Source organism: Streptomyces sp. NPDC005899 (assembly GCF_040629645.1).
Taxonomy (GTDB): Bacteria; Actinomycetota; Actinomycetes; order Streptomycetales; family Streptomycetaceae; genus Streptomyces.
In genome coordinates, this window is the sequence record NZ_JBEXWB010000069.1 from 1 (window position 1) to 21,912 (window position 21,912).

Annotated in this window: 21 protein-coding genes; 9 read left to right on the forward strand and 12 right to left on the reverse strand. The window is 71.1% G+C overall.

Translation table 11 applies throughout. The features are described 5' to 3' along the window. The first annotated feature begins 374 nt into the window (after positions 1 to 374). Positions 375 to 1,112, forward strand: coding sequence for a transglycosylase SLT domain-containing protein (locus ABZ371_RS11720; RefSeq protein ID WP_358676974.1), 738 nt, complete (start codon positions 375 to 377; stop codon positions 1,110 to 1,112). A gap of 142 nt (positions 1,113 to 1,254) precedes the next feature. Here ABZ371_RS11720 and ABZ371_RS11725 read toward each other — a convergent pair whose 3' ends face one another. Next, the gene (locus ABZ371_RS11725) at positions 1,255 to 3,810 is read right to left on the reverse strand and encodes an FHA domain-containing protein (protein ID WP_358676977.1); all 2,556 of its coding nucleotides are present in this window, start codon (positions 3,808 to 3,810) and stop codon (positions 1,255 to 1,257) included. A 282-nt stretch (positions 3,811 to 4,092) separates the two neighbouring features. Between ABZ371_RS11725 and serB the strand changes: the two genes are divergently transcribed. Then, positions 4,093 to 5,349 (forward strand): phosphoserine phosphatase SerB, encoded by a 1,257-nt coding sequence (gene serB / locus ABZ371_RS11730; protein WP_358676980.1) that lies wholly within the window; start codon positions 4,093 to 4,095, stop codon positions 5,347 to 5,349. Positions 5,350 to 5,452: 103 nt separating this feature from the next. Here the strand turns inward: serB and ABZ371_RS11735 are convergent, their stop codons facing one another. The 4 genes from ABZ371_RS11735 to ABZ371_RS11750 all read right to left on the reverse strand — a co-directional run bounded on the left by ABZ371_RS11735 (position 5,453) and on the right by ABZ371_RS11750 (position 7,905). Continuing rightward, positions 5,453 to 5,971: a histidine phosphatase family protein gene (locus ABZ371_RS11735; protein WP_358676983.1), complete on the reverse strand. Its 519-nt coding sequence runs from the start codon at positions 5,969 to 5,971 to the stop codon at positions 5,453 to 5,455. 193 nt (positions 5,972 to 6,164) lie between these two features. Then, a complete protein-coding gene (locus tag ABZ371_RS11740; RefSeq protein WP_358676986.1) occupies positions 6,165 to 6,371 on the reverse strand; it encodes a hypothetical protein in 207 nt (68 codons plus the stop codon). A gap of 137 nt (positions 6,372 to 6,508) precedes the next feature. After that, positions 6,509 to 6,625, reverse strand: coding sequence for an SGM_5486 family transporter-associated protein (locus ABZ371_RS11745; RefSeq protein WP_307127715.1), 117 nt, complete (start codon positions 6,623 to 6,625; stop codon positions 6,509 to 6,511). 17 nt (positions 6,626 to 6,642) lie between these two features. Further along, entirely contained in the window at positions 6,643 to 7,905 is a 1,263-nt protein-coding gene (locus ABZ371_RS11750; RefSeq protein WP_358676989.1) for a CynX/NimT family MFS transporter, read from the reverse strand. Between the two features lie 101 nt (positions 7,906 to 8,006). Between ABZ371_RS11750 and ABZ371_RS11755 the strand changes: the two genes are divergently transcribed. Next, positions 8,007 to 8,681, forward strand: coding sequence for a FadR/GntR family transcriptional regulator (locus ABZ371_RS11755; RefSeq protein ID WP_358676992.1), 675 nt, complete (start codon positions 8,007 to 8,009; stop codon positions 8,679 to 8,681). Positions 8,682 to 8,702: 21 nt separating this feature from the next. On the opposite strand, the gene ABZ371_RS11760 is transcribed toward ABZ371_RS11755, so the two are convergent. The 3 genes from ABZ371_RS11760 to fabG form a co-directional block, all read right to left on the reverse strand. Continuing rightward, positions 8,703 to 9,020: a hypothetical protein gene (locus ABZ371_RS11760; protein WP_358677025.1), complete on the reverse strand. Its 318-nt coding sequence runs from the start codon at positions 9,018 to 9,020 to the stop codon at positions 8,703 to 8,705. A gap of 278 nt (positions 9,021 to 9,298) precedes the next feature. Further along, positions 9,299 to 10,066 (reverse strand): enoyl-ACP reductase FabI, encoded by a 768-nt coding sequence (gene fabI, locus ABZ371_RS11765; protein WP_358676995.1) that lies wholly within the window; start codon positions 10,064 to 10,066, stop codon positions 9,299 to 9,301. Positions 10,067 to 10,071: 5 nt separating this feature from the next. After that, a complete protein-coding gene (fabG, locus tag ABZ371_RS11770) occupies positions 10,072 to 10,791 on the reverse strand; it encodes a 3-oxoacyl-[acyl-carrier-protein] reductase (protein ID WP_358676997.1) in 720 nt (239 codons plus the stop codon). A 264-nt stretch (positions 10,792 to 11,055) separates the two neighbouring features. On the opposite strand from fabG, the gene ABZ371_RS11775 reads away from it, so the two are divergent. From ABZ371_RS11775 to tyrS, 3 genes are all read left to right on the forward strand, one after another. Then, entirely contained in the window at positions 11,056 to 12,579 is a 1,524-nt protein-coding gene (locus tag ABZ371_RS11775) for a TldD/PmbA family protein (RefSeq protein ID WP_358677000.1), read from the forward strand. Beyond that, positions 12,576 to 13,970 (forward strand): metallopeptidase TldD-related protein, encoded by a 1,395-nt coding sequence (locus tag ABZ371_RS11780; RefSeq protein WP_358677003.1) that lies wholly within the window; start codon positions 12,576 to 12,578, stop codon positions 13,968 to 13,970. The genes ABZ371_RS11775 and ABZ371_RS11780 overlap by 4 nt, the downstream gene beginning before the upstream one ends. Before the next feature lie 89 nt (positions 13,971 to 14,059). Then, positions 14,060 to 15,328 (forward strand): tyrosine--tRNA ligase, encoded by a 1,269-nt coding sequence (gene tyrS / locus ABZ371_RS11785; protein ID WP_358677006.1) that lies wholly within the window; start codon positions 14,060 to 14,062, stop codon positions 15,326 to 15,328. Positions 15,329 to 15,415: 87 nt separating this feature from the next. Here the strand turns inward: tyrS and ABZ371_RS11790 are convergent, their stop codons facing one another. Then, positions 15,416 to 15,700 (reverse strand): GlsB/YeaQ/YmgE family stress response membrane protein, encoded by a 285-nt coding sequence (locus ABZ371_RS11790; RefSeq protein ID WP_358677009.1) that lies wholly within the window; start codon positions 15,698 to 15,700, stop codon positions 15,416 to 15,418. Positions 15,701 to 15,918: 218 nt separating this feature from the next. On the opposite strand from ABZ371_RS11790, the gene ABZ371_RS11795 reads away from it, so the two are divergent. Further along, complete coding sequence (locus tag ABZ371_RS11795; RefSeq protein ID WP_358677028.1) at positions 15,919 to 16,290, forward strand: DUF3099 domain-containing protein; 372 nt, start codon at positions 15,919 to 15,921, stop codon at positions 16,288 to 16,290. A gap of 256 nt (positions 16,291 to 16,546) precedes the next feature. Continuing rightward, complete coding sequence (locus tag ABZ371_RS11800; protein ID WP_358677011.1) at positions 16,547 to 16,795, forward strand: hypothetical protein; 249 nt, start codon at positions 16,547 to 16,549, stop codon at positions 16,793 to 16,795. Here the strand turns inward: ABZ371_RS11800 and moaA are convergent. The 3 genes from moaA to ABZ371_RS11815 form a co-directional block, all read right to left on the reverse strand. After that, positions 16,778 to 17,767 (reverse strand): GTP 3',8-cyclase MoaA, encoded by a 990-nt coding sequence (moaA, locus tag ABZ371_RS11805; protein WP_358677014.1) that lies wholly within the window; start codon positions 17,765 to 17,767, stop codon positions 16,778 to 16,780. The genes ABZ371_RS11800 and moaA overlap by 18 nt on opposite strands. Positions 17,768 to 17,929: 162 nt before the next feature. Beyond that, positions 17,930 to 19,567 carry a cation acetate symporter gene (locus ABZ371_RS11810; RefSeq protein WP_358677017.1) on the reverse strand — a complete coding sequence of 546 codons (1,638 nt, stop codon included), beginning with the start codon at positions 19,565 to 19,567 and terminating at the stop codon, positions 17,930 to 17,932. After that, a complete protein-coding gene (locus ABZ371_RS11815) occupies positions 19,564 to 19,929 on the reverse strand; it encodes a DUF485 domain-containing protein (RefSeq protein ID WP_358677019.1) in 366 nt (121 codons plus the stop codon). The genes ABZ371_RS11810 and ABZ371_RS11815 overlap by 4 nt, the downstream gene beginning before the upstream one ends. Positions 19,930 to 20,229: 300 nt before the next feature. On the opposite strand from ABZ371_RS11815, the gene ABZ371_RS11820 reads away from it, so the two are divergent. After that, entirely contained in the window at positions 20,230 to 21,762 is a 1,533-nt protein-coding gene (locus ABZ371_RS11820) for a S8 family serine peptidase (RefSeq protein WP_358677022.1), read from the forward strand. Positions 21,763 to 21,912 lie beyond the last annotated feature (150 nt).

Genomic DNA, 21,912 nt, shown 5'->3' on the forward strand with positions numbered 1-21,912 from the left:
GGCGCGCGGGCGCGCGGGGGCCTTGCGGTCCCGGTGCGCCCGCTCCCCATCCAGGGCCCGGAAACCGCCTGACTCTCCGCATCACACAAGCAACATGGGGTGAGGACCGAGGGCTCCGCGTGTGAGCCCACGCATAGGACGCACGTCACTTACGAAGACGGATAGTTGACCCATAACGGGCAATACACCATGCCCCAAAACGGACATCGAGGCATGAACAGCTCCCTGTTCCACTACCCGGCTTCGTACGTCACACCTTTGCCACGCCATTTTGCTGCCGCTAAGAATTGCATCTGTCCCCGACGGAGATGCGCCCCGGCGCTTCCGTCCGCGTCCTCGCCGAGGACTCCTGCTATTCGAAGAGGTACGACTGCATGTCTGTCTCCCGCATCACCAGCCGTAACCGTCGTCTGAACAAGGCGCAGAAGCTCTCCGTCGCGGGTGTTTCCACCCTGGCCGCCGCCGCCCTCGCGTTCTCGCTCGTCCCGGACGACGCCGCGGCGACGACCGAGCCGCAGGCCGCCGCCGGCGCCCCCGTCGTCTTCGCCGGTACGGCGCAGACCAAGGACATCCGGGCCAGCGTCATCGAACAGCACTCCACCGCCGAGCAGCTGGTGAAGGCCGCCGACGCGGCCAAGGCCAAGGCCGCCGACAAGGCCGAGAAGAAGGCCGAGGCCGTTGCCGAGGCCAAGAGCAAGGCAGCCGCCGAGAAGAAGGCCGAGGCCGCGGCCGACGCGAAGAAGCGCTCCGCCGAGAAGGCCAGCCGCGCGGCCACCCGCAAGCCGGTCTTCGCCGACAACCTCGACGGCTGGATACGCGAGGCCCTGTCGATCATGCACGAGAAGAAGATCCCCGGCACGTACGAGGGCCTGCACCGCAACATCATGCGCGAGTCCAGCGGTAACCCGCGTGCCATCAACAACTGGGACATCAACGCGATCAACGGCATCCCGTCGAAGGGCCTGCTGCAGGTCATCAAGCCGACCTTCGACTTCTACCACGTCAACGGCACGAAGCACGACCAGTACGACCCGGTCGCCAACATCACCGCCGCCGCCAACTACGCGGCGGACAAGTACGGCTCGATCGACAACGTCGACAGCGCGTACTGAGCGACACACCGAGTCAGGCCTGGCAGAGCAGCCGACCCGCCGGTCCGCAGCGTCGCGTGACCGGCCGGCACATGCCGAAGGGCGGCACCCCGCGGGGTGCCGCCCTCGGGCGTCTCCGGGTCCGGTCCAGGCCCCGGGCGCGCTACTTGCGCATCACCTCGGGCTCGTGGCGGCGCAGCATCCGCGACACCGCGACGAACAGCACGACGCTCATGAAGAGCATGACCGCGATGTTGATCCCCCACTGACCGGCCGTGTGCTCCCACAGCGGGTCGAGGTCCCCCGGCTTCTCCGGGTCCCACGGCGGCATGAGGTGGGCGAGGTCGAGCGTTGTCCCGGCCGCGGCCACCGCCCAGCGCGACGGCATCAGCCAGGCGAACTGCTCCAGCCCGGGCGATCCGTAGACCTGGAAGAGCACGCCGGTGAAGACGACCTGGACGATGGCGAACATGACGAGCAGCGGCATGGTCTTCTCGGCGGTCTTCACCAGCGCGGAGATCAGCAGGCCGAACATCATCGAGGTGAACCCGAGCACGATGATCGACAGGCAGATCTCCACGGCGGGGGGCATGAACAGGCCCTCCTCCGGCAGCTTCCGGGTGGAGAAGCCGATCCCGCAGATGATGACGCCCTGGAACGCGGTGATCACACCGAGGACGATGACCTTGGAGAGCAGGTAGGCGGAGCGTGACAGGCCGGTGGCCCGCTCCCGCTCGTAGATCACCCGCTCCTTGATCAGTTCCCGTACGGAGTTGGCCGCGGCGGCGAAGCACATGCCGACCGCGAGGATCAGCATGATGGTCCCGGCCTTGCCGTTGAACCGCGAGGGCGGCTCGGGCTCCGCGAGGCCGAACTCCGCGGGGATGACCACGCTCACGACGCCGAGCACGGCCGGCAGGAGCACCATCAGCAGGAGGAACCCCTTGTCGGACGCGATCACCGAGACGTAGCGGCGCATCAGTGTCCACAGCTGGGCCGCCCAGCCGGACGGCTTCGGCGGGCGCATCTGCTGGGGCGAGGGCATGTGGACGGGCTGCGCGGCCACGGCGTCGATGTCCGCGGCGTACATCTGGTAGTGCTGCGAGCCGCGCCAGCGGCCCGCCCAGTCGTAGTCGCGGTAGTTCTCGAACGCGGAGAAGACGTCGGCCCAGCTGGTGTAGCCGAAGAAGTTCAGCGCTTCCTCGGGCGGCCCGAAGTAGGCGACGGAGCCGCCGGGAGCCATCACCAGGAGCTTGTCGCAGATGGCCAGCTCCGCCACGGAGTGCGTGACCACCAGGACGGTGCGGCCGTCGTCGGCGAGGCCGCGCAGCAGCTGCATGACGTCGCGGTCCATACCCGGGTCGAGGCCCGAGGTCGGCTCGTCCAGGAAGATGAGCGAGGGCTTGGTCAGCAGTTCGAGGGCCACGGAGACCCGCTTGCGCTGGCCTCCGGAGAGCGAGGTGACCTTCTTGTCCTTGTGGATGTCGAGCTTGAGCTCGGCGAGGACCTCGTGGATCCGGGCGGTGCGCTCGGCCTCCGTGGTGTCCGCGGGGAAGCGGAGCTTGGCCGCGTAGCGCAGGGCCTTGGTGACCGTGAGTTCCTTGTGCAGGATGTCGTCCTGCGGGACGAGGCCGATGCGCTGGCGCAGCTCGGCGAACTGCTTGTACAGGTTCCTGTTGTCGTAGAGGACGTCGCCCTGGTTGGCGGGCCGGTAGCCGGTGAGCGCCTTGAGCAGGGTGGACTTGCCGGAGCCCGACGGGCCGATGACCGCGATCAGCGACTTCTCGGGGACGCCGAAGGAGACGTCCTTGAGGATGTCCTTGCCCCCGTCGACCGTCACCGTCAGGTGGCGGGCCGAGAAGGAGACCTCACCGGTGTCGACGAACTCTTCCAGGCGGTCCCCGACCAGCCGGAAGGTCGAGTGACCGACACCCACGATGTCGTTCGGGCCGATGAGGGCGGAGCCGGACTTGCTGAGCGGCTGCCCGTTGACGTACGTCCCGTTGTGGGACCCCAGGTCCCGGATCTCGAAGCGGCCGTCGGGCGTCGCACGGAATTCGGCGTGCAGCCGCGAGACCTGGAGGTCGGAGACGACCAGCTCGTTCTCCAGCGCGCGGCCGATGCGCATGACGCGGCCGAGGTCCAGCCGGTAGAACGTGGTGGGGCTGCGGTCGCCGTGGACCGGGGGCGTCCCCGCACCGCCGGGCCCGCCCGCCCCGGGCACCGGGGAGGGGCCGCCCTGCTGGTGCGGTACGGGCGGCCGGTACGCCTGCTGCTGCGGCGGCCCCTGCTGCCAGGGTGCCTGCTGCTGCGGTGCCGGGGCCTGCGGGCCGGGGGCACCGCCCTGGTACGGCTGCTGCGGCGCGGGCGCCTGCCGTGCCCCGGCCGCGGGTCCGCCCGGGACCCCGGCACCGGCCGCGGCGCCGAGGCTCAGCCGCGGCCCGTCGGTGGCGTTGCCCAGGTGCACCGCGGTGCCCGCGCCGATCTCCATCTGCTGGATCCGCCGGCCCTGCACGTACGTGCCGTTGGTGCTGCCGTGGTCCTCGATGGACCAGCCGCGGCCGTTCCAGCTGATCGTGGCGTGGCGCCACGACACCCGTGCGTCGTCGATCACGAGGTCGCCCTGCGGATCACGTCCGAGGGTGTACGGCCTGGACGGATCGAGCGTCCAGGACCTTCCATTCAATTCCAGTACGAGTTCCGGCACTCCGCGCCCCACTAGTTGTCCCCCGTGATGCCCCCGTTGCAAGGAGCCTAGGGATGCTGAACATCGTGGGGAACTATTCCAGGACCGGTCCCGGAACGGAAAGCCGGGCGACGTGAAGAGCACGCGGAGGCCTCGCCGCCCGCCGCGTGGCCCCGCCGATACCGGTGCGGAGTGCCCGCAACCGGGGCAGCCCGCTCCCGGCGTCCGTGCGGCGGCCGCGGTCCCGTACCGCCTGTCCGCCACTCGGGACGGGCTTCGGCGGCCCCGCGCCCGGCCTATACGGTGGGTTCCACCATGAGCGCATCCCAGCCCCCTCAGTCACCGCGGTCCCCTGAGCTCCCCGAGTCCCCTCAGGGCCCGGAGACGCCCACGCTTCTCGTCAAGATCTTCGGCAAGGACCGGCCGGGCATCACCGCCGGGCTCTTCGACACCCTGGCCGCCTACGCCGTCGACGTCGTGGACATCGAGCAGGTCGTCACGCGCGGCCGCATCGTCCTGTGCGCCCTCGTGACCTCCCCGGCCGCGGGCGGTACGAGCGAGGGCGACCTCCGGGCGACCGTGCACAGCTGGGCGGAGTCGCTGAGGCTCCAGGCCGAGATCATCTCCGGCACGGGTGACAACCGGCCCCGTGGCGTCGGCCGCTCCCACGTCACCGTGCTGGGTCACCCCCTGACCGCGGAGAGCACGGCGGTCATAGCGTCCCGGATCACCGAGAGCGGCGGGAACATCGACCGCGTCTTCCGGCTCGCCAAGTACCCCGTCACCGCGGTCGAGTTCGCGGTGTCGGGCACCGGGACGGAGGAGCTGCGGACCGCTCTCGCGGTGGAGGCCGCCAAGATCGGCGTCGACATCGCCGTCGTGTCGGCGGGGCTCAGCCGCAGGGCCCAGCGGCTGGTCGTGATGGATGTCGATTCCACGCTCATCCAGGACGAGGTCATCGAGCTCTTCGCGGCGCACGCCGGCTGCGAGGACAAGGTCGCCGAGGTGACCGAGCAGGCGATGCGCGGCGAGCTGGACTTCGAGCAGTCCCTGCACGCCCGCGTGGCACTGCTCGCGGGACTCGACGCCTCGGTGGTGGACAAGGTACGGGCGGAGGTCCGGCTCACCCCGGGCGCGCGCACCCTGATCCGCACGCTGAAGCGGCTGGGCTACCAGGTCGGCGTGGTCTCGGGCGGCTTCACCCAGGTCACCGACGACCTGAAGGAGCGCCTGGGGCTGGACTTCGCCTCCGCCAACACCCTGGAGATCGTCGACGGCAGGCTCACCGGGCGGGTCGTGGGCGACATCGTGGACCGGGCCGGAAAGGCCCGCCTGCTGCGCAGTTTCGCGGAGCAGGCGGGGGTGCCGCTGGCGCAGACGGTGGCGATCGGTGACGGGGCGAACGACCTGGACATGCTGAACACGGCCGGGCTGGGTGTGGCGTTCAACGCGAAGCCGGTGGTCCGCGAGGCGGCCCACACGGCGGTGAACGTGCCCTTCCTGGACACCGTGCTGTACCTGCTCGGCATCACCCGCGAGGAGGTCGAGGCCGCCGACGGCCTGGTCGACTGAGCGCGCCGTACGCACGAGGGCCCCGGCACAGCGCGCTGTGCCGGGGCCCTCGTGCGTGGACGTGGCGGGTGGTTCGGCGGGGTCCTCCGAAGCGGGAGCTACCTCAGTCGATCGGGGTCCAGTACTCGACGAGGGTGCCCACGCCGTGCTCCAGGCTCTTCCACGGGCCGGAGAACTCGACGACCGCGTAGGCGGCGGTGGGGAAGCCGTCCTTGGTCATCCGGGCCAGCGCGTCCCCCTCGCCGCGGCCGGAGAGGGCGTCGGCCACTCCGTGCATGCCCGGGTTGTGCCCGATGACCAGGAGGTTCCGCACCTCGTCGGGCGTCTCCTCGAACAGGGCGATCAGTTCGCCGATGGAGGCTTCGTACAGCCTCTCCTCGTACACGGTCTTCGGGCGCTGCTCGAACTCGTGGACGGCGAGCTTCCAGGTCTCGCGGGTCCTGACGGCGGTCGAGCAGAGTGCCAGGTCGAAGACGGTGCCGGAGTCGGCGAGCTTGCGGCCGGCGACGGGGGCCTCTTTGCGGCCGCGCTCGGCCAGCGGCCGCTCGTGGTCGGACTGCTGCGACCATTCCGCCTTGGCGTGCCGGAGAAGGACGATCCTGCGAGGTGTGTCGGCGCTCATACACCTCAGCTTCGCACGAATTGCGCGTCCGGGCGCAGGGTGTTGACGTGCTCGTCCGGTGCGGGGGTGGAAGCCGTGCGACGTGCCGGTGTCCGGCTCGGGGCGGTCGGGCGGGCAGCGGCTCCGCTCGGGCGGGCGATCTTCGACGCACCCGCGGGGTGGCGCTCGCGCACCGCCGGGGAGCGGTGCGGGCTCAGGCGGCGAGCAGGTCCAGGAGGCGCCCCAGAAGCCGTCCGACGGCGGGATCACCGGCCGCGGCCTGCGCCTGCCCCGGGCCCGCGATCAGCAGGAGGAGCGCGGCGAAGGCGAGCGCGGGCAGCACGACGGCCCACCAGGGCAGCCGGATCTCGACGGTGTCCGGGGCCGCGCGGTGGGTCCGGGTCTGTGTACGGGCCGACATGTCCGCCTCCGTGGGTCCTCGGCTGTGTTACCGGGAATCTACGGAACGGCGCGGGGCGGTTCCATCCGGTGACCCACCCGGTCGACCCTGAACCTGCCCCCCTAGGGGACAGGGGGGCCAGCCCCACCATCGAGGGGTCAGGGGGAGGCGATCGTGGCGATCACACCGATGATCACCGAGATGAGGAGCATCGCCCCGAACACGAGGAGAAGCTTCTTCTGGCCGTTCTGGGGATGCGGATCGAGCACTGGCATGGGCCCAGTCTCGCATCTCAGCATTCGTCCTCGATCGTCCGGTCCCGCCCGGCGAGTACCCCCGCCGCCATCTGCGGGACCATGAGGCCCGCCATCAGCGCGATGGGCAGGCCCCAGCCGCCGCTGTGCTGGTACAGCACGCCGACGAGGAGCGGGCCGGGGATGGAGATCAGATAGCCGGTGGACTGGGCGAAAGCCGAGAGCCTGACCACTCCCGCGCCCGTGCGCGACCGCATCCCGATCATGGTGAGGGCGAGCGGGAAGGCGCAGTTCGCGACCCCCAGCAGGAGCGCCCAGAGCCAGGCGCCGCCCGCGGGGGCCAGGTAGAGACCCGCGTAGCCGAGGAGGCCGCAGCCTCCCAGGACGAGGACGATCGGCCCCTGGTTCCGCAGCCGGGCCGCCACCCGGGGGATGACGAAGGCGAGGGGCACGCCCATCGCCATGGTCACGGCCAGCAGGACGCCGGCGGTCCCCGCCGAGAGGCCCGCGTCGCGGAAGATCTGGGGCATCCAGCCCATGGTGATGTAGGCGGCCGTGGCCTGGAGGCCGAAGAAGCAGGCGAGGGCCCAGGAGGTGCGGCTGCGCGTGATCCTGAGGGCGGCCGCCGGCCGCGGCTGCTCCGCCGCCTTCCCGGAAGCGTCGCCGCGCTCCCGTACGAGCGGGAGCCAGGGCACGACGGCGACGACGGCCAGTGCCGCCCAGACGGCGAGGCCCGTCTGCCAGCTGCCGCCCAGCGCGTCGGTCATGGGCACGGTCAGGGCGGCGGCGAGCGCGGTGCCGAGGGCCAGTGCCATCGAGTAGAGCCCGGTCATGCTGCCGACCCGGTCGGGGAACCAGCGCTTGACGATGACGGGCATGAGGACGTTGCTGACCGCGATGCCCATCAGGGCGAGGGCGCTGGCGGCGAGGAAACCGGCCGTGCCGCCGGCGAAGGGGCGGATCAGCAGGCCGGCCGCGATGGCGGCCATGCCCGCGCAGACGATGGCGCCCGGCCCGAACCGGCGGGCGAGCCGGGGCGCCATGAAGCCGAAGAGGGCGAAGCAGAACGGCGGCACGGACGTGAGGACTCCGGCGACGCTGCCGCTCATGTGCATCCCGTCCCTGACCTCTTCGAGGAGGGGGCCGAGGCTGGTGATGGCGGGCCGCAGGTTGAGTGCGGCCAGGACGAGACCGACGGTGACCAGGCGCGGCAGCCACGGGGCGGGGCCGGCGGCGGGGGCGGGCGGGTGCGCGGCGCGGGTGGGCGCCGGGCTCAGGGTCGGGGTCTCGTCGTGGGGCATGAGCCCCATCATAGAATCATGGGATGATTAGTTGTCCACTTCCCGTTCCTCCCGCCTGAGAGAATCCGGCACACGCTTCACGGATCCGAACAAGGAGCACCATGGCGCTGACGTCCCCGCGGCGTTCGGCTCTCGCCGACCAGGTGATTGCCCAGCTGAGGAACCAGATCACATCGGGCGAATGGCCGGTGGGCTCGCGCATCCCCACCGAGCCCGAGCTCGTGGAACAGCTGGGGGTCGCCCGCAACACGGTCCGTGAGGCGGTCCGCGCGCTGGCACACAACGGGCTGCTGGACATCCGCCAGGGCTCGGGCACGTACGTGGTGGCGACGAGCGAGCTGGCCGGCGTGATGCAGCGCCGGTTCGCGGACGCCGACCCCCGCCACGTGGCCGAGCTGCGCTCCACCCTGGAGTCGTCGGCGGCCCGGCTCGCCGCCCTGCGGCGCACGGACCGGGACCTGCGGCAGCTGGACGCGCTGATGGCGCAGCGCGAGGCCACCTGGGCCGCCGGGGACGCCGAGGCATTCGTGGCCGCCGACGCGACACTGCACCTGGCCGTGGTCGCCGCCTCCCACAACGACGTGCTGACCGAGCTCTACGCCGACCTCAACGACCTGCTCCGCGACTACCTGCGCGAGGACGTCGGGCCCGAGCTGCGGCCGGAGCAGTACATGGACCACGCGCGCCTCGTCGAGGCGATCCGGTCGGGCGACGCGGAGGCGGCGGCCGCGGAGGCGGCGAGCCACGCGCTGAACTGCCTGCGGGAGCGCACCTGAGGGCGCGGCCCCGGCGCGGTGTCAGCCGGCGCGGTGGCTGACCCAGGCGGAGCCGACCTCCTTCCAGCACCGGTCCTCGAGCCTGACGGTGGCGCCCGGCCGCACCGCGACCGGTTCGCCGTCCGCGTCCACGTCCCACCAGCGGGCGCACTCGGTGTGGAGCTGGACGTGGTCGGTGGAGGGGTAGGCGTTGTGGCAGTAGGCGACCACCCGGGAGCCCACGACCGATGTGCGGCATTCGGCACCCGAGGGTTCGGGAGCCTTGGCGGCGGGTGCCGCGACCCCGCTCCCGGCCCGGTCGGCCGCGCTCACCGCGACCGGGGCGAGGAGCCCCGCCACGGCCGCGGCCGCCGCGGCCCAGGTCCTGCGGCGCGCGGAGCCCGGGGTCCGGGTCCGGGTCCGGCGATGTGTGGAGCGCACGGCGGTCTCCTCCCCACAGCCTGACCAGAAGTCCGGTTCCTCCACATTCTGCGGTGGAACGGCCCGCTTTTCGACTCGAGACGCCGCGCCGGCCGGACCCGGGACGCACGACGGCCGCGTACGGCCCCGGTGAGGGGCGGTACGCGGCCGTACGTCCGCGCGTGGGAGGTCAGGGACCCGTGTCCGCGCGTGGGAGGTCAGGCACCCATCATGTGCACGCCGCCGTCGACGTGGATGATCTCGCCGGTCGTCTTCGGGAAGAAGTCCGAGAGCAGCGCGACGACACCGCGGCCGGCCGGCTCGGGGTCGGCCATGTCCCACTCCAGCGGCGAGCGGTGGTTCCACACGTCCGCGAGATCGCCGAAGCCCGGGATGGACTTGGCGGCCATCGAGCCGAGCGGTCCGGCCGAGATCAGGTTGCAGCGGATGCTGTCCTTGCCGAGGTCACGGGCGAGGTAGCGGGAGGTGGCCTCCAGCGCGGCCTTGGCCGGGCCCATCCAGTCGTACTGGGGCCAGGCGAACTGCGCGTCGAAGGTCAGACCGACGATCGAGCCGCCGTCCGCCATCAGCGGCTTGCATGCCATGGCCAGCGACTTCAGGGAGAACGCCGAGACGTGCATCGCGGTGGCGACCGACTCGAAGGGGGTGTTCAGGAAGTTCCCGCCGAGCGCGTCCTGCGGCGCGAAGCCGATGGAGTGCACGACGCCGTCCAGCGACCCGAGCTCGTCCCTGACGAGGCCCGCGAGCCGGTCGAGGTGCTCGTCGTTCGTCACGTCGAGCTCGATGACCTTGGCGGGCTTCGGGAGCTTCCTGGCGATGCGCTCGGTCAGCGTCGGCCGGGGGAAGGCCGTCAGGATGATCTCGGCGCCCTGCTCCTGGGCCACCTTGGCGGTGTGGAACGCGATGGACGACTCCATCAGCACACCCGTGATGAGGATGCGCTTGCCGTCGAGGATTCCGCTCATGGTGATCAGTGACCCATGCCCAATCCGCCGTCAACGGGAATGACGGCTCCAGTGATGTACGACGCGTCGTCGGACGCGAGGAAGCGCACCGCGGCGGCGATCTCGGCGGGCTGCGCGTAGCGGCCCAGCGGCACCTGCGACACGATGCCCTTGCGCTGCTCGTCGGTGAGCACCTGGGTCATGTCGGTGTCGACGAACCCGGGTGCGACGACGTTGAACGTGATGTTCCGTGAACCGAGCTCGCGGGCCAGCGACCGGGCGAAGCCGACCAGGCCCGCCTTGGACGCGGCGTAGTTGGCCTGTCCGGCCGAGCCGAGGAGGCCGACGACGGAGGAGATCAGGACGACCCGGCCCTTCTTCGCGCGCAGCATCCCGCGGTTGGCCCGCTTGACGACGCGGAAGGTGCCGGTGAGGTTGGTGTCGAGCACGGACGTGAAGTCGTCCTCCGACATCCGCATCAGCAACTGGTCCTTGGTGATGCCGGCGTTGGCGACCAGCACCTCCACCGGGCCGTGCTTCTCCTCGATCTCCTTGTAGGCCTGCTCCACCTGCTCGGTGTCCGTGATGTCGCACCGGACCGCGAGAACACCGGCTTCGGTGAGCACCTGCGGCGGCTCGCCGGAGCGGTGGGTGATGGCGACCTTGTCGCCGTTGTCTGCGAAGGCGCGGGCGATGGCGAGGCCGATGCCCCGGTTTCCTCCGGTGACGAGAACCGAGCGGCTCAACGGATCACCCTTTCCTAGACGGTGCGGTACGTCGAAAACCTATCGGTACCACCGGCCGCACAGGGAATCGGCCTCCGACAGTGGCTCCGGCGCGGCACTGTCGGGTTCCTACAGCGGTACGTTCCGGCCGACGGCGGGCCGGGTGGCGGCGGGTTCCGCCGGCGGCCCGCCGTCCCCGTGGAGCCGGGCCGCGAACCGGTAGCCGCCCGGTGACCGTCCGCTCCGTGATTCACTGCCAGGACCGTCAAAGGAGGGGAGCCCTTCGTGGCCCACGAGGTAGATCAGTCGTTCCTGGCGCTCCCGCTGCGCGCCCTCGCCGACGCGGCACTCGCGCGCGCGCGTGCCCTCGGCGCCGTACACGCCGATTTCCGGTGCGAGCGGGTGCGCGACGCGTCCTGGCGGCTGCGCGACGCCCGGCCCTCCGGCACGTCGGACACCACGGACCTCGGGTACGCGGTGCGCGTGGTGCACGGCGGGGCGTGGGGGTTCGCCTCCGGGGTGGACCTCACCATGGACGCCGCGGCGAAGGTGGCCTCCCAGGCCGTCGCCATGGCGAAGCTGTCGGCGAAGGTGATCGCGGCGGCGGGTTCCGACGAGCGCGTCGAGCTGGCGGACGAGCCGGTGCACGGGGAGCGGACCTGGGTGTCGGCGTACGAGGTCGACCCGTTCTCCGTACCCGACGAGGAGAAGGCGGCGCTGCTCGCCGAGTGGAGTGCCCGGCTGCTCGCGGCGGACGGGGTGGCCCACGTGGACGCCTCGCTGATGACCGTCCACGAGAACAAGTTCTACGCGGACACGGCCGGTACGGTGACCACGCAGCAGCGGGTCCGGGTCCATCCGCAGCTGACCGCCGTGGCCGTCGACGGCACGACGGGTGAGTTCGACTCGATGCGGACGATCGCGCCGCCGGCGGGCCGGGGCTGGGAGTACCTGACCGGCACCGGGTGGGACTGGGACGCCGAACTGGAGCGGATCCCCGGTCTGCTCGCCGAGAAGATGCGGGCGCCCGGCGTCGAGGCGGGGACGTACGACCTGGTCGTCGACCCGTCCAACCTGTGGCTGACCATCCACGAGTCGATCGGCCACGCCACCGAGCTGGACCGGGCGCTGGGCTACGAGGCGGCGTACGCCGGCACCTCGTTCGCCACGTTCGACCAGCTGGGGAAGCTGGCGTACGGCTCCCCCGTCATGAACGTGACCGGTGACCGGATCGCCGAGCACGGCCTCGCGACGGTCGGCTACGACGACGAGGGCGTCGAGGCCCAGTCCTGGGACCTGGTGAGGGAGGGCACGCTGGTCGGCTACCAGACGGACCGGCGCATCGCGAAGCTGACGGGCCTCGGCCGCTCCAACGGCTGCGCCTACGCCGACTCGCCCGGCCACGTCCCCGTGCAGCGCATGGCGAACGTGTCGCTGCGGCCGGATCCGGGCGGGCTCTCCACCGAGGACCTGATCGGCGGGGTGGAACGCGGGATCTACGTGGTCGGCGACCGGTCCTGGTCCATCGACATGCAGCGCTACAACTTCCAGTTCACCGGGCAGCGGTTCTTCCGCATCGAGAACGGCCGGCTGGCGGGCCAGCTGCGGGACGTCGCCTACCAGGCGACCACCACGGACTTCTGGGGCTCGATGGAGAAGGTCGGCGGCCCGCAGACGTACGTCCTGGGCGGCGCCTTCAACTGCGGCAAGGCCCAGCCGGGCCAGGTCGCCGCCGTCTCGCACGGCTGCCCCTCCGCCCTCTTCCGAGGCGTGAACATCCTCAACACCACGCAGGAGGCCGGGCGATGAGCCGCGCCAGCAAGCCCCACGAGATCGTCGAGCGCGCACTCGGGATGTCCACCGCGGACGGCTGCGTGGTCATCGCGGACGAGAACTCCTCCGCCAACCTGCGCTGGGCCGGCAACGCCCTCACCACGAACGGGGTGACACGGGGACGCACCCTGACCGTCGTCTCGACGGTGGACGGGGCGCGGGGGACGGCCTCCGGCGTGGTGTCCCGCTCGGCCGTCACGGCCGACGACCTGGAGCCGCTCGTGCGGGCCGCGGAGGCCGCCGCCCGCGGCGCCGGACCGGCCGAGGACGCGCAGCCGCTGGTCACCGGGGTGCCGGTGTCCTCCGGCTTCACGGAGGCGCCGGCGGAGACCGGGGCCGACGTGTTCGCCGACTTCGCTCCGGCGCTGGGTGACGCCTTCGCCCGCGCCCGGGCGGGCGGCCGTGAACTGTACGGCTTCGCCCATCACGAGCTGAGTTCCACCTATCTGGGGACGTCGACGGGGCTGCGGCTGCGCCACGACCAGCCGAACGGGACCCTGGAGCTGAACGCCAAGTCCCCGGACCGGACCCGGTCGGCGTGGGCGGGCAGGGCGACCCGCGACTTCCGGGACGTCGACCCGGCCGCCCTGGACGCGGAGCTCGCGCAGCGCCTGGGCTGGGCGGAGCGCCGGATCGAGCTGCCGGCCGGGCGCTACGAGACGCTGCTTCCGCCGACAGCGGTGGCGGACCTGCTGATCTACCAGTACTGGTCGGCCGGGGCCCGGGACGCGGCGGAGGGCCGCACGGTCTTCTCCCGCCCCGGCGGCGGCACGCGGCTCGGTGAGACGCTGTCGCCGCTCCCCCTGACCCTGCGCAGCGACCCGCACGAGCCGGGGCTGGAGTCCGCCCCGTTCGTGATCGCCCACGCCTCGGGTGACGGTGCCTCGGTCTTCGACAACGGGCTGCCGCTGGCCCCGACCGACTGGATCAAGGACGGCCGGCTGGAACGGCTGGCCACCACCCGGCACTCCGCCGGCCTGACGGACCTGCCGGTCGCCCCGGCCATGGACAACCTCGTCCTGGACGGCGGCGGTGAACGCTCCCTGGCGGAGATGGTGGCGGCGACGTCCGGCCGGGCCCTGCTGCTGACGTGCCTCTGGTACATCCGCGAGGTGGATCCGGCGACGCTGCTGCTGACCGGGCTGACCCGGGACGGCGTCTACCTCGTGGAGGACGGCGAGGTCGTCGGCGAGGTGAACAACTTCCGGTTCAACGAGTCGCCGGTCGGCCTGCTCTCGCGGGCGTCCGAGGCGGGCCGTACGGAGAAGACGCTGCCGCGTGAGTGGGGCGACTACTTCACCCGGGCCGCCATGCCCGCGCTGCGCATCCCCGATTTCCACATGAGCTCGGTCAGCCGGGGCGTATGACCCCCATAGACTGACCTGACCGAACAGACCGAACGGACCGGCCGGACACCGATCCGGCCCGGTCGGCCCCTCAGAGGAGAGAAAAGACCGTGACGGACATCGTCGACGAGCTGAAGTGGCGCGGGCTGTTCGCCCAGTCCACTGACGAGGACGCACTGCGCAAGGCTCTCGCGGACGGCCCGGTCACGTTCTATTGCGGCTTCGACCCGACCGCGGCGAGTCTGCACGTCGGCCACCTGGTGCAGGTGCTCACCATGCGCCGCCTCCAGCTGGCCGGCCTCAGGCCGCTCGCCCTGGTCGGCGGGGCCACCGGTCAGATCGGTGACCCGCGGCCGACCGCGGAGCGCACGCTGAACGACCCGGAGACCATCGCGGCCTGGGTCCAGCGGCTGCGCGGGCAGATCGAGCCCTTCCTCACCTTCGAGGGACCGAACGCCGCCACGATGGTGAACAACCTGGACTGGACCGCGGGCCTGTCCGCGATCGAGTTCCTCCGGGACATCGGCAAGCACTTCCGGGTCAACAAGATGCTCACCAAGGACTCGGTCGCCCGCCGGCTGGAGTCCCAGGAGGGCATCAGCTACACGGAGTTCAGCTACCAGCTCCTCCAGGGTATGGACTTCCTCGAGCTGTACCGGCGCTACGGCTGCACCCTCCAGCAGGGCGGCAGCGACCAGTGGGGCAACCTCACGGCGGGCATCGACCTGATCCACCGCCTGGAGCCCGGAGCCGCCGTGCACGCGCTGGCGACCCCGCTGATGGTGAAGGCGGACGGCACCAAGTTCGGCAAGTCCGAGAGCGGCGCCGTCTGGCTCGACCCGGAGATGACGACGCCGTACGCGTTCTACCAGTTCTGGCTGAACGTGGACGACCGGGACATCTCCACGTACATGCGCATCCTGAGCTTCAAGAGCCGCGAGGAGCTCGAGGAGCTGGAGAAGCTGACCGAGGAGCGTCCGCAGGCGCGTTCGGCGCAGCGCTCGCTGGCCGAGGAGCTGACGACGCTGGTGCACGGCGGTGCGCAGTGCGCGGCCGTGATCGCCGCGTCGAAGGCCCTGTTCGGCCAGGGGGAGCTCGGCGAGCTGGACGAGGCGACGCTGAGCGCCGCCCTGTCCGAGGTGCCGCACGCACGGGTCGCCGAGCTCGGCCCGGTGGTGGACCTCCTGGTCGAGGTCGGTCTGTCGGCCAGCAAGTCGGCCGCCCGCCGCACGGTCAAGGAGGGCGGGGCCTACGTGAACAACGTGAAGGTCACGGACGGCGAGACGGCTCCCGCCGCCGGGGAGCTGCTGCACGGGCGGTGGCTGGTCCTGCGCCGCGGCAAGAAGAACCTCGCCGCCGTCGAGGTCACCGCCGGCTGACCCGGAGCGCTCCCGGCGGACACCGGAGCACAGCACCGCGGCCGTCACGCGTGACGCGTGACCGGCCGCGGTGCCGCGTCGCCCGGTTCAGGTTCTCTGCCGACTGCCCCGGTTGCCGCGGATCGACTGCCAGAGCATGTCTCCGAGCCCGACGACGACCACTGCGCCGATCAACTGCAGCACGTGGCGGATCCAGTCGATTCCCTTGGTGTCGTTGACGCCGATCCAGGTCGCCACGGCGTTGCCGAGGACGCTGCCGAGAATGCCGAAGATCACGGTCAGCCAGAGAGGGATGCTCTGTTTGCCCGGCAGGATCGCCCGGGCGATCACACCCAGCACCAGTCCCACGATGATTGCCCACAACCAACTCATGTCGCCTCCTCGCGCGGCGCGGTGTGCGCACGTCCAGCCAGTCTCGGCCCGGGGGACGTACGCCGCATGCCGGACAGGTCCGTACGTGGCACGGCGGGTGCGGTCCGGCCGCCGGTGGCCGTGGCCCGGTCCCGGACACCGGAGGCCACCGGCGTACCGTAGAGGCGGCATGGCGGCCAGTCCGGGGAGTCCGGCACACGATCTGGTGGTGGAACATGATGCGGAAGCAGGGTGGCGCGGAGGTCTTCCGGATCACGGGCGCGCGGCAGGGACTCGCCGACGACGTGCGTGGCAGGCAGCGGCGCTACATCATCTCGATGTCCGTGCGGACCGTGTCCGTCGTACTGGCCGCGACCCTGTGGAACGTCGAGAGGCATGTGGCGGTGGTGGCTCTCGCCCTGGGTGTCCTGCTGCCGTACGTCGCGGTGGTCATCGCCAACGCGGGCCGGGAGAACGCCCCCTCGCTCCCTTCCACTTTCGTGCCGGCACCGGTCAGGCCGTCTCTGGGCCCGTCTTCCGCGGTCGCCCCGGAGCCCGCTCCGGGGCCCGGGCCGGCCGCCTCGGCCGGAGAGCCGCAGGGCACCGGCTGACCGGACGGAGACCCGGAAAGCTCAAATAAAGCTCAGATCAATCATGAACTTCCGGTGCACCGCACACTGCTTGCCGTGACATACTTCCGTACGCGCTCCGCATCCCCCGTCGGAGTGACGGACCGACGCCGGGCAGCTCCCCCCGTGGCTGCTCGGCGTCGCCCTTTCTCCGGCGGGGTGCTGCGGTACCGGTGCCTGGCCCCCCTCATCACCCGGTGGGCGCGGGCCGGTGGAGCCGGTCGTTAGGGTTGAGGCCGTGAACCTCCCCGAAACCTCCGTCGAGAGCGCCTCCGGGGCGCCCGTCTGTTCCGCCAAGGGCTGCCGCGGCGACGCCGTGTGGGTGCTCGCCTGGAACAACCCGAAACTGCACACCCCGGACCGCCGCAAGACCTGGCTGGCCTGCGAGGAGCACCGGGAGCACCTCTCGTCCTTCCTCGGCGTGCGCGGCTTCCTGAAGGACGTCGTACCGCTGGCGGAGTGGGAGGCCTCAGCCGCCGATCGCTGACATCGGGCGGTCGGGCTGCAGGAACTCCGGGTCGTCGAGGCCCGAGCCCGCCTTCTTGCCCCACATCGCGAGCCGCCAGATCCCGGCGATCTCGCTGTCCGGCGCGCCCGAGCGCAGTGCGGCGCGCAGGTCCGTCTCCTCGCGGGCGAACAGGCAGGTGCGGACCTGGCCGTCGGCGGTGAGCCTGGTCCGGTCGCAGGCCCGGCAGAAGGGCCTGGTCACGGAGGCGATGACACCGACACGGTGGGGGCCGCCGTCCACGATCCAGCGCTCCGCGGGAGCCGATCCGCGCTCGTCCTCGCCCTCGGCGGTGAGCGTGAAGCGGGTGCGCAGGGAGGTGAGGATGTCTCCTGCCGTGATCATGCCGTCGCGCTTCCAGCCGTGCTGGGCGTCGAGCGGCATCTGCTCGATGAAGCGGAGCTCGTAGCCGTTCTCGACGGCCCAGGCGAGCAGCTCGGGCGCCTCGTCGTCGTTGAGCCCGGGCATGAGGACGGAGTTGACCTTGACCGGGGTGAGGCCGGCCTCGCGGGCGGCCTCGAGTCCGGCCAGGACGTCCTTGTGCCGGTCACGCCGGGTGAGCGTCTTGAACACGTCGGGGCGCAGGGTGTCCAGGGAGACGTTGACCCGGTCCAGGCCGGCGGCCTTCAGGGCGGCGGCGGTGCGTGTGAGCCCGATGCCATTGGTGGTGAGCGACATGCGGGGCCGGGGCTCCAGCGCGGCACACTGCTCGACGACGGAGACCAGCCCGGGACGCAGCAGCGGCTCACCACCGGTGAAGCGGACCTCGGTCACGCCGAGGTCGGTGACGGCGATGCGGATGAGCCTGACGATCTCGTCGTCGGTCAGCAGGTCCGGCTTGGACAGCCACCGCAGGCCTTCCTCGGGCATGCAGTAGGTGCAGCGCAGATTGCACTTGTCGGTCAGTGAGACACGCAGGTCGGTGGCGACCCGGCCGTAGGTGTCGATGAGCACTGTGGGCCCCCTCCCCCGGTGAAGTCCGCTGTCGCGGTCTGACACCTCCGAGCGTACGCGAGACCTGTGACATCGGTCGTGCCCGTTTGGCACGAGGTGCGGCGGGGCCCCGTCGTAGGACTCTACGACGGGGCCCCGCGGACGCTGCGGTGGCGGGGGGGGTCAGTGGGCCCCGGTGCCGGTGAGGGACTTGACCTCGAGCTCGGCGTACTTGCCGGCGTCCGGCTCCTCCTTGGAGACGACGGAGCCGATCCAGCCGAGCAGGAAGCCCAGCGGGATGGAGATGAGGCCGGGGTTCTCCAGCGGGAACCAGGCGAAGTCGGCGTCCGGGAACATCGAGCTGGCCTTCCCGGAGACGACCGGGGAGAAGAGCACCAGCAGGACGGACGAGGCGAGACCGCCGTAGATGGACCAGAGCGCCCCCTGTGTGGTGAAGCGCTTCCAGAAGAGGCTGTAGAGGATGGTCGGCAGGTTGGCGGACGCCGCGACGGCGAAGGCCAGGGCTACGAGTCCGGCCACGTTCAGGTCGCGGGCCATCGCGCCGAGTGCGATCGAGACGATGCCGATCGCGACGGTGGCCCACCGGGCCGCCCGCATCTCCTCCTTCTCGGTGGCCTGCCCCCTGCGGATGACGTTGGCGTAGATGTCGTGGGCGAAGGAGGACGAGGAGGCGAGGGTGAGGCCCGCGACGACCGCGAGGATGGTCGCGAAGGCGACGGCCGAGATCACGGCGAGCAGGACGGCGCCCCCGGTGGTGCCGACCCCGCCGAGGTACTCGGCGAGCTGCGGCGCCGCCGCGTTGCCCGCCGGGTTCTTGGCCTTGATCTCCTCCGGACCGATCAGCGCGGCGGCGCCGAAGCCGAGGGCGATCGTCATCAGGTAGAAGGCGCCGATGATGCCGATGGCCCAGTTGACGGACTTCCGGGCGGCCTTCGCGGTCGGCACGGTGTAGAAGCGGATGAGGATGTGCGGCAGGCCGGCGGTGCCGAGGACGAGCGCGATGCCGAGCGAGATGAAGTCCAGCTTCGAGACGCCGGTGGCGCCGTACTTGAGGCCCGGCTCCAGGAACGCCGCGCCGTGGCCGCTCTTCTCGGCGGCGGTGCCCAGCAGGTCGGAGACGTTGAAGTCGAACTTCCACAGCACCATGAGGGTCATCAGCAGGGCGCCCGCGATGAGGAGCACGGCCTTGACCATCTGCACCCAGGTGGTGCCCTTCATGCCGCCGATGGTGACGTAGACGATCATGAGGACGCCGACGAGGGCCACGATGAGGATCTTGCCCGCGTCGCTGGTGATGCCGAGGAGCAGGGAGACCAGGACGCCCGCGCCCGCCATCTGCGCCAGCAGGTAGAAGATCGACACGACGATGGTGGAGACGCCCGCGGCGGTACGGACCGGCCGCTGGCGCATCCGGTAGGCGAGGACGTCGCCCATGGTGTAGCGGCCGGAGTTGCGCAGCGGCTCGGCGACGAGCAGCAGGGCCACGAGCCAGGCGACGAGGAAGCCGATGGAGTAGAGGAAGCCGTCGTAGCCGAAGAGGGCGATGGCGCCGGCGATGCCGAGGAAGGACGCCGCGGACATGTAGTCGCCGGACACGGCGAGGCCGTTCTGGAAGGCGGTGAACTGACGGCCGCCCGCGTAGAAGTCGGAGGCGCTCTTGGTCTGGCGGCCGGCCCAGACGGTGATGCCCAGGGTCGCGGCGACGAAGACGGCGAAGAGGCTGATGATCAGGGGGCGGTGCTCGGTCGTCGAGGAGGCGGCGAGCTGGATCACGGCGTGCGAGTGGTGTGCGGCGCTCATGCGTCGGCCTCCATACGGGACTTGATGGCCGCCGCCTGGGGGTCGAGCTTCGTCGTGGCGTGGCGTGAGTAGAACCAGGCGATCAGGAACGTGGTGGCGAACTGGGCGAGGCCGAAGACGAAGGCCACGTTGAAGTTGGCGAAGACGACGGTGCCCATGAAGTCGCCGGCGTAGCTGGACAGCAGCACGTACAGCAGGTACCAGGCGATGAAGCCGACGGTGAGGGGGAAGGCGAACGAACGGTGCGACCTGCGCAGTTCGGTGAACTCCGCGCTGTTCTGCGCCTCGACGAACGCCTCGGTGGTGGGCTGGGCGGGCCGGTTGTCCGTGCTGCCCTCGGGCGGCGGTGCATCGGTAGCCACGGATTCTCCTCGCGACGCGGGTGCGGTGGTCGGGACGGTGGATTTCACTGGGAGTCCTCTGCTGGGTTGGGTGCGTACGACTCCCTGACAACGGCACGGAGAGCGCGGCGAAGCGGTTCACCGCGGGTCCGCCCTTCTCGGACTGACGTCTGTGGATGCCACTCCCCCAGGTCACACCTCGAACTCGCTTGCCCGTATTCATTGATGTGCCGGGAAGATCAGCGATAACTTCACTCGTCATGTACGTGACCGGACGCGCCCCTGCGGCCGGTCCACAGGCACGGATGATGTGGAGAACCCATGGCTCATCTGGCATCCGGACGGACCCGCGTACTCGCGCCGGCCGTCGGACTCGCGCTCACGGCCTCGCTCGGCTTCCTCCCGACGGGGCTCGCCGCGGCGGCGCCCTCGGACGAGCCGGCGGCGACGGTCCGGGCCGACGGCCCCGAATTGTCGTACGTGGTGAACACGCGGGGCGGTCAAGGGGCCGTCAAGCAGGTCAGGAAGGCGATAGCCAGGGCCGGCGGCACCGTCGTGACCTCGTACGACCGGATCGGCGTCATCGTCGTCCACTCCGCGGACCCCGGTTTCGCCGCGTCGGTCCGCAAGGTCAGGGGCGTGGTATCGGCGGGTGCCACCCGCACCAACCCGATCGTCCCGCAGGCCACCAAGGACATCGGGGTGGAGCAGCCGCTCACCGCCGGACAGGCCGAGGCCGCGGCGGCGGAAGCGAAGGCGGGCCAGGATCCGCTGGAGCCGCTGCAGTGGGACCTGCCCGCCATCAAGGCGGACAAGGCGCACCAGAAGTCGCTCGGCAGCAGCAAGGTCACGGTCGCCGTCGTCGACACCGGTGTGGACGACACGCACCCGGACCTGGCGCCCAACTTCGACCGCGGGGCCTCGGTGAACTGCGTCTCCGGCGCGCCGGACACGACGGACGGCGCGTGGCGGCCCGCGGCCGGTGAGAGCGACCACGGCACGCACGTCGCCGGCACCATAGCCGCGGCCAAGAACGGTGTCGGCGTCACCGGCGTCGCGCCCGGCGTGAAGGTCTCCGGCATCAAGGTGTCGAACCCGGACGGGTTCTTCTACACCGAGGCCGTCGTCTGCGGCTTCGTCTGGGCCGCGGAGCACGGTGTCGACGTGACGAACAACAGCTATTACACCGACCCGTGGCTGTTCAACTGCAAGAACGACCCCGACCAGGGGGCGCTCGTCGAGGCGGTCACCCGCGCCACCCGTTACGCGGAGGGCAAGGGCGTCGTCACGGTCGCCGCCGCCGGAAACTCGGACCACGACCTGGCCCTCGACGCCATCGAGGACGAGACGAGCCCGAACGACACGACGCCGGTCACGCGCACGGTCGACCCGAGCGCGTGCCCGGACATCCCGACCATGCTGCCGGGTGTCGTGACGGTCTCCGCGACCGGCGCGAAGGGCCTGAAGGCGTCGTACTCCAACTACGGCCTCGGTGTCATCGACGTCGCGGCACCGGGCGGTGACTCGACGGTCTACCAGACCCCCGCCCCGCCGGCCACCAGCGGCCTGATCCTGTCGACGCTGCCCGGCGGCGGCTTCGGCTACAAGGCCGGTACGTCCATGGCGTCGCCGCACGTCGCGGGCGTCGTGGCCCTGATCAGGTCGACGCACCCGCACGCCTCGCCGGCCGTGGTCAAGGCGCTGCTGACCCACCAGGCCGACGAGACCGCGTGCGGAGCCCCGTACGACATCGACGGTGACGGCGCCGTCGACGCGGTGTGCCAGGGCGGCCCGCGGTACAACGGCTTCTACGGAGCCGGTGTCGTGGACGCGCTGGACGCCGTCCGCGGGTAGCCGGGCACGGTGTGCGGGAGGGGCCGGGGGCATTGGCGCCGGCCCCACAAACCGGGGGGGACCTACACGCGGTTACATCACTGTTAAATCAGGTGCCACCGGAATGGGGGTGTTAAGAAGAACGCACACAACTCGACCAAAAGTAACGAC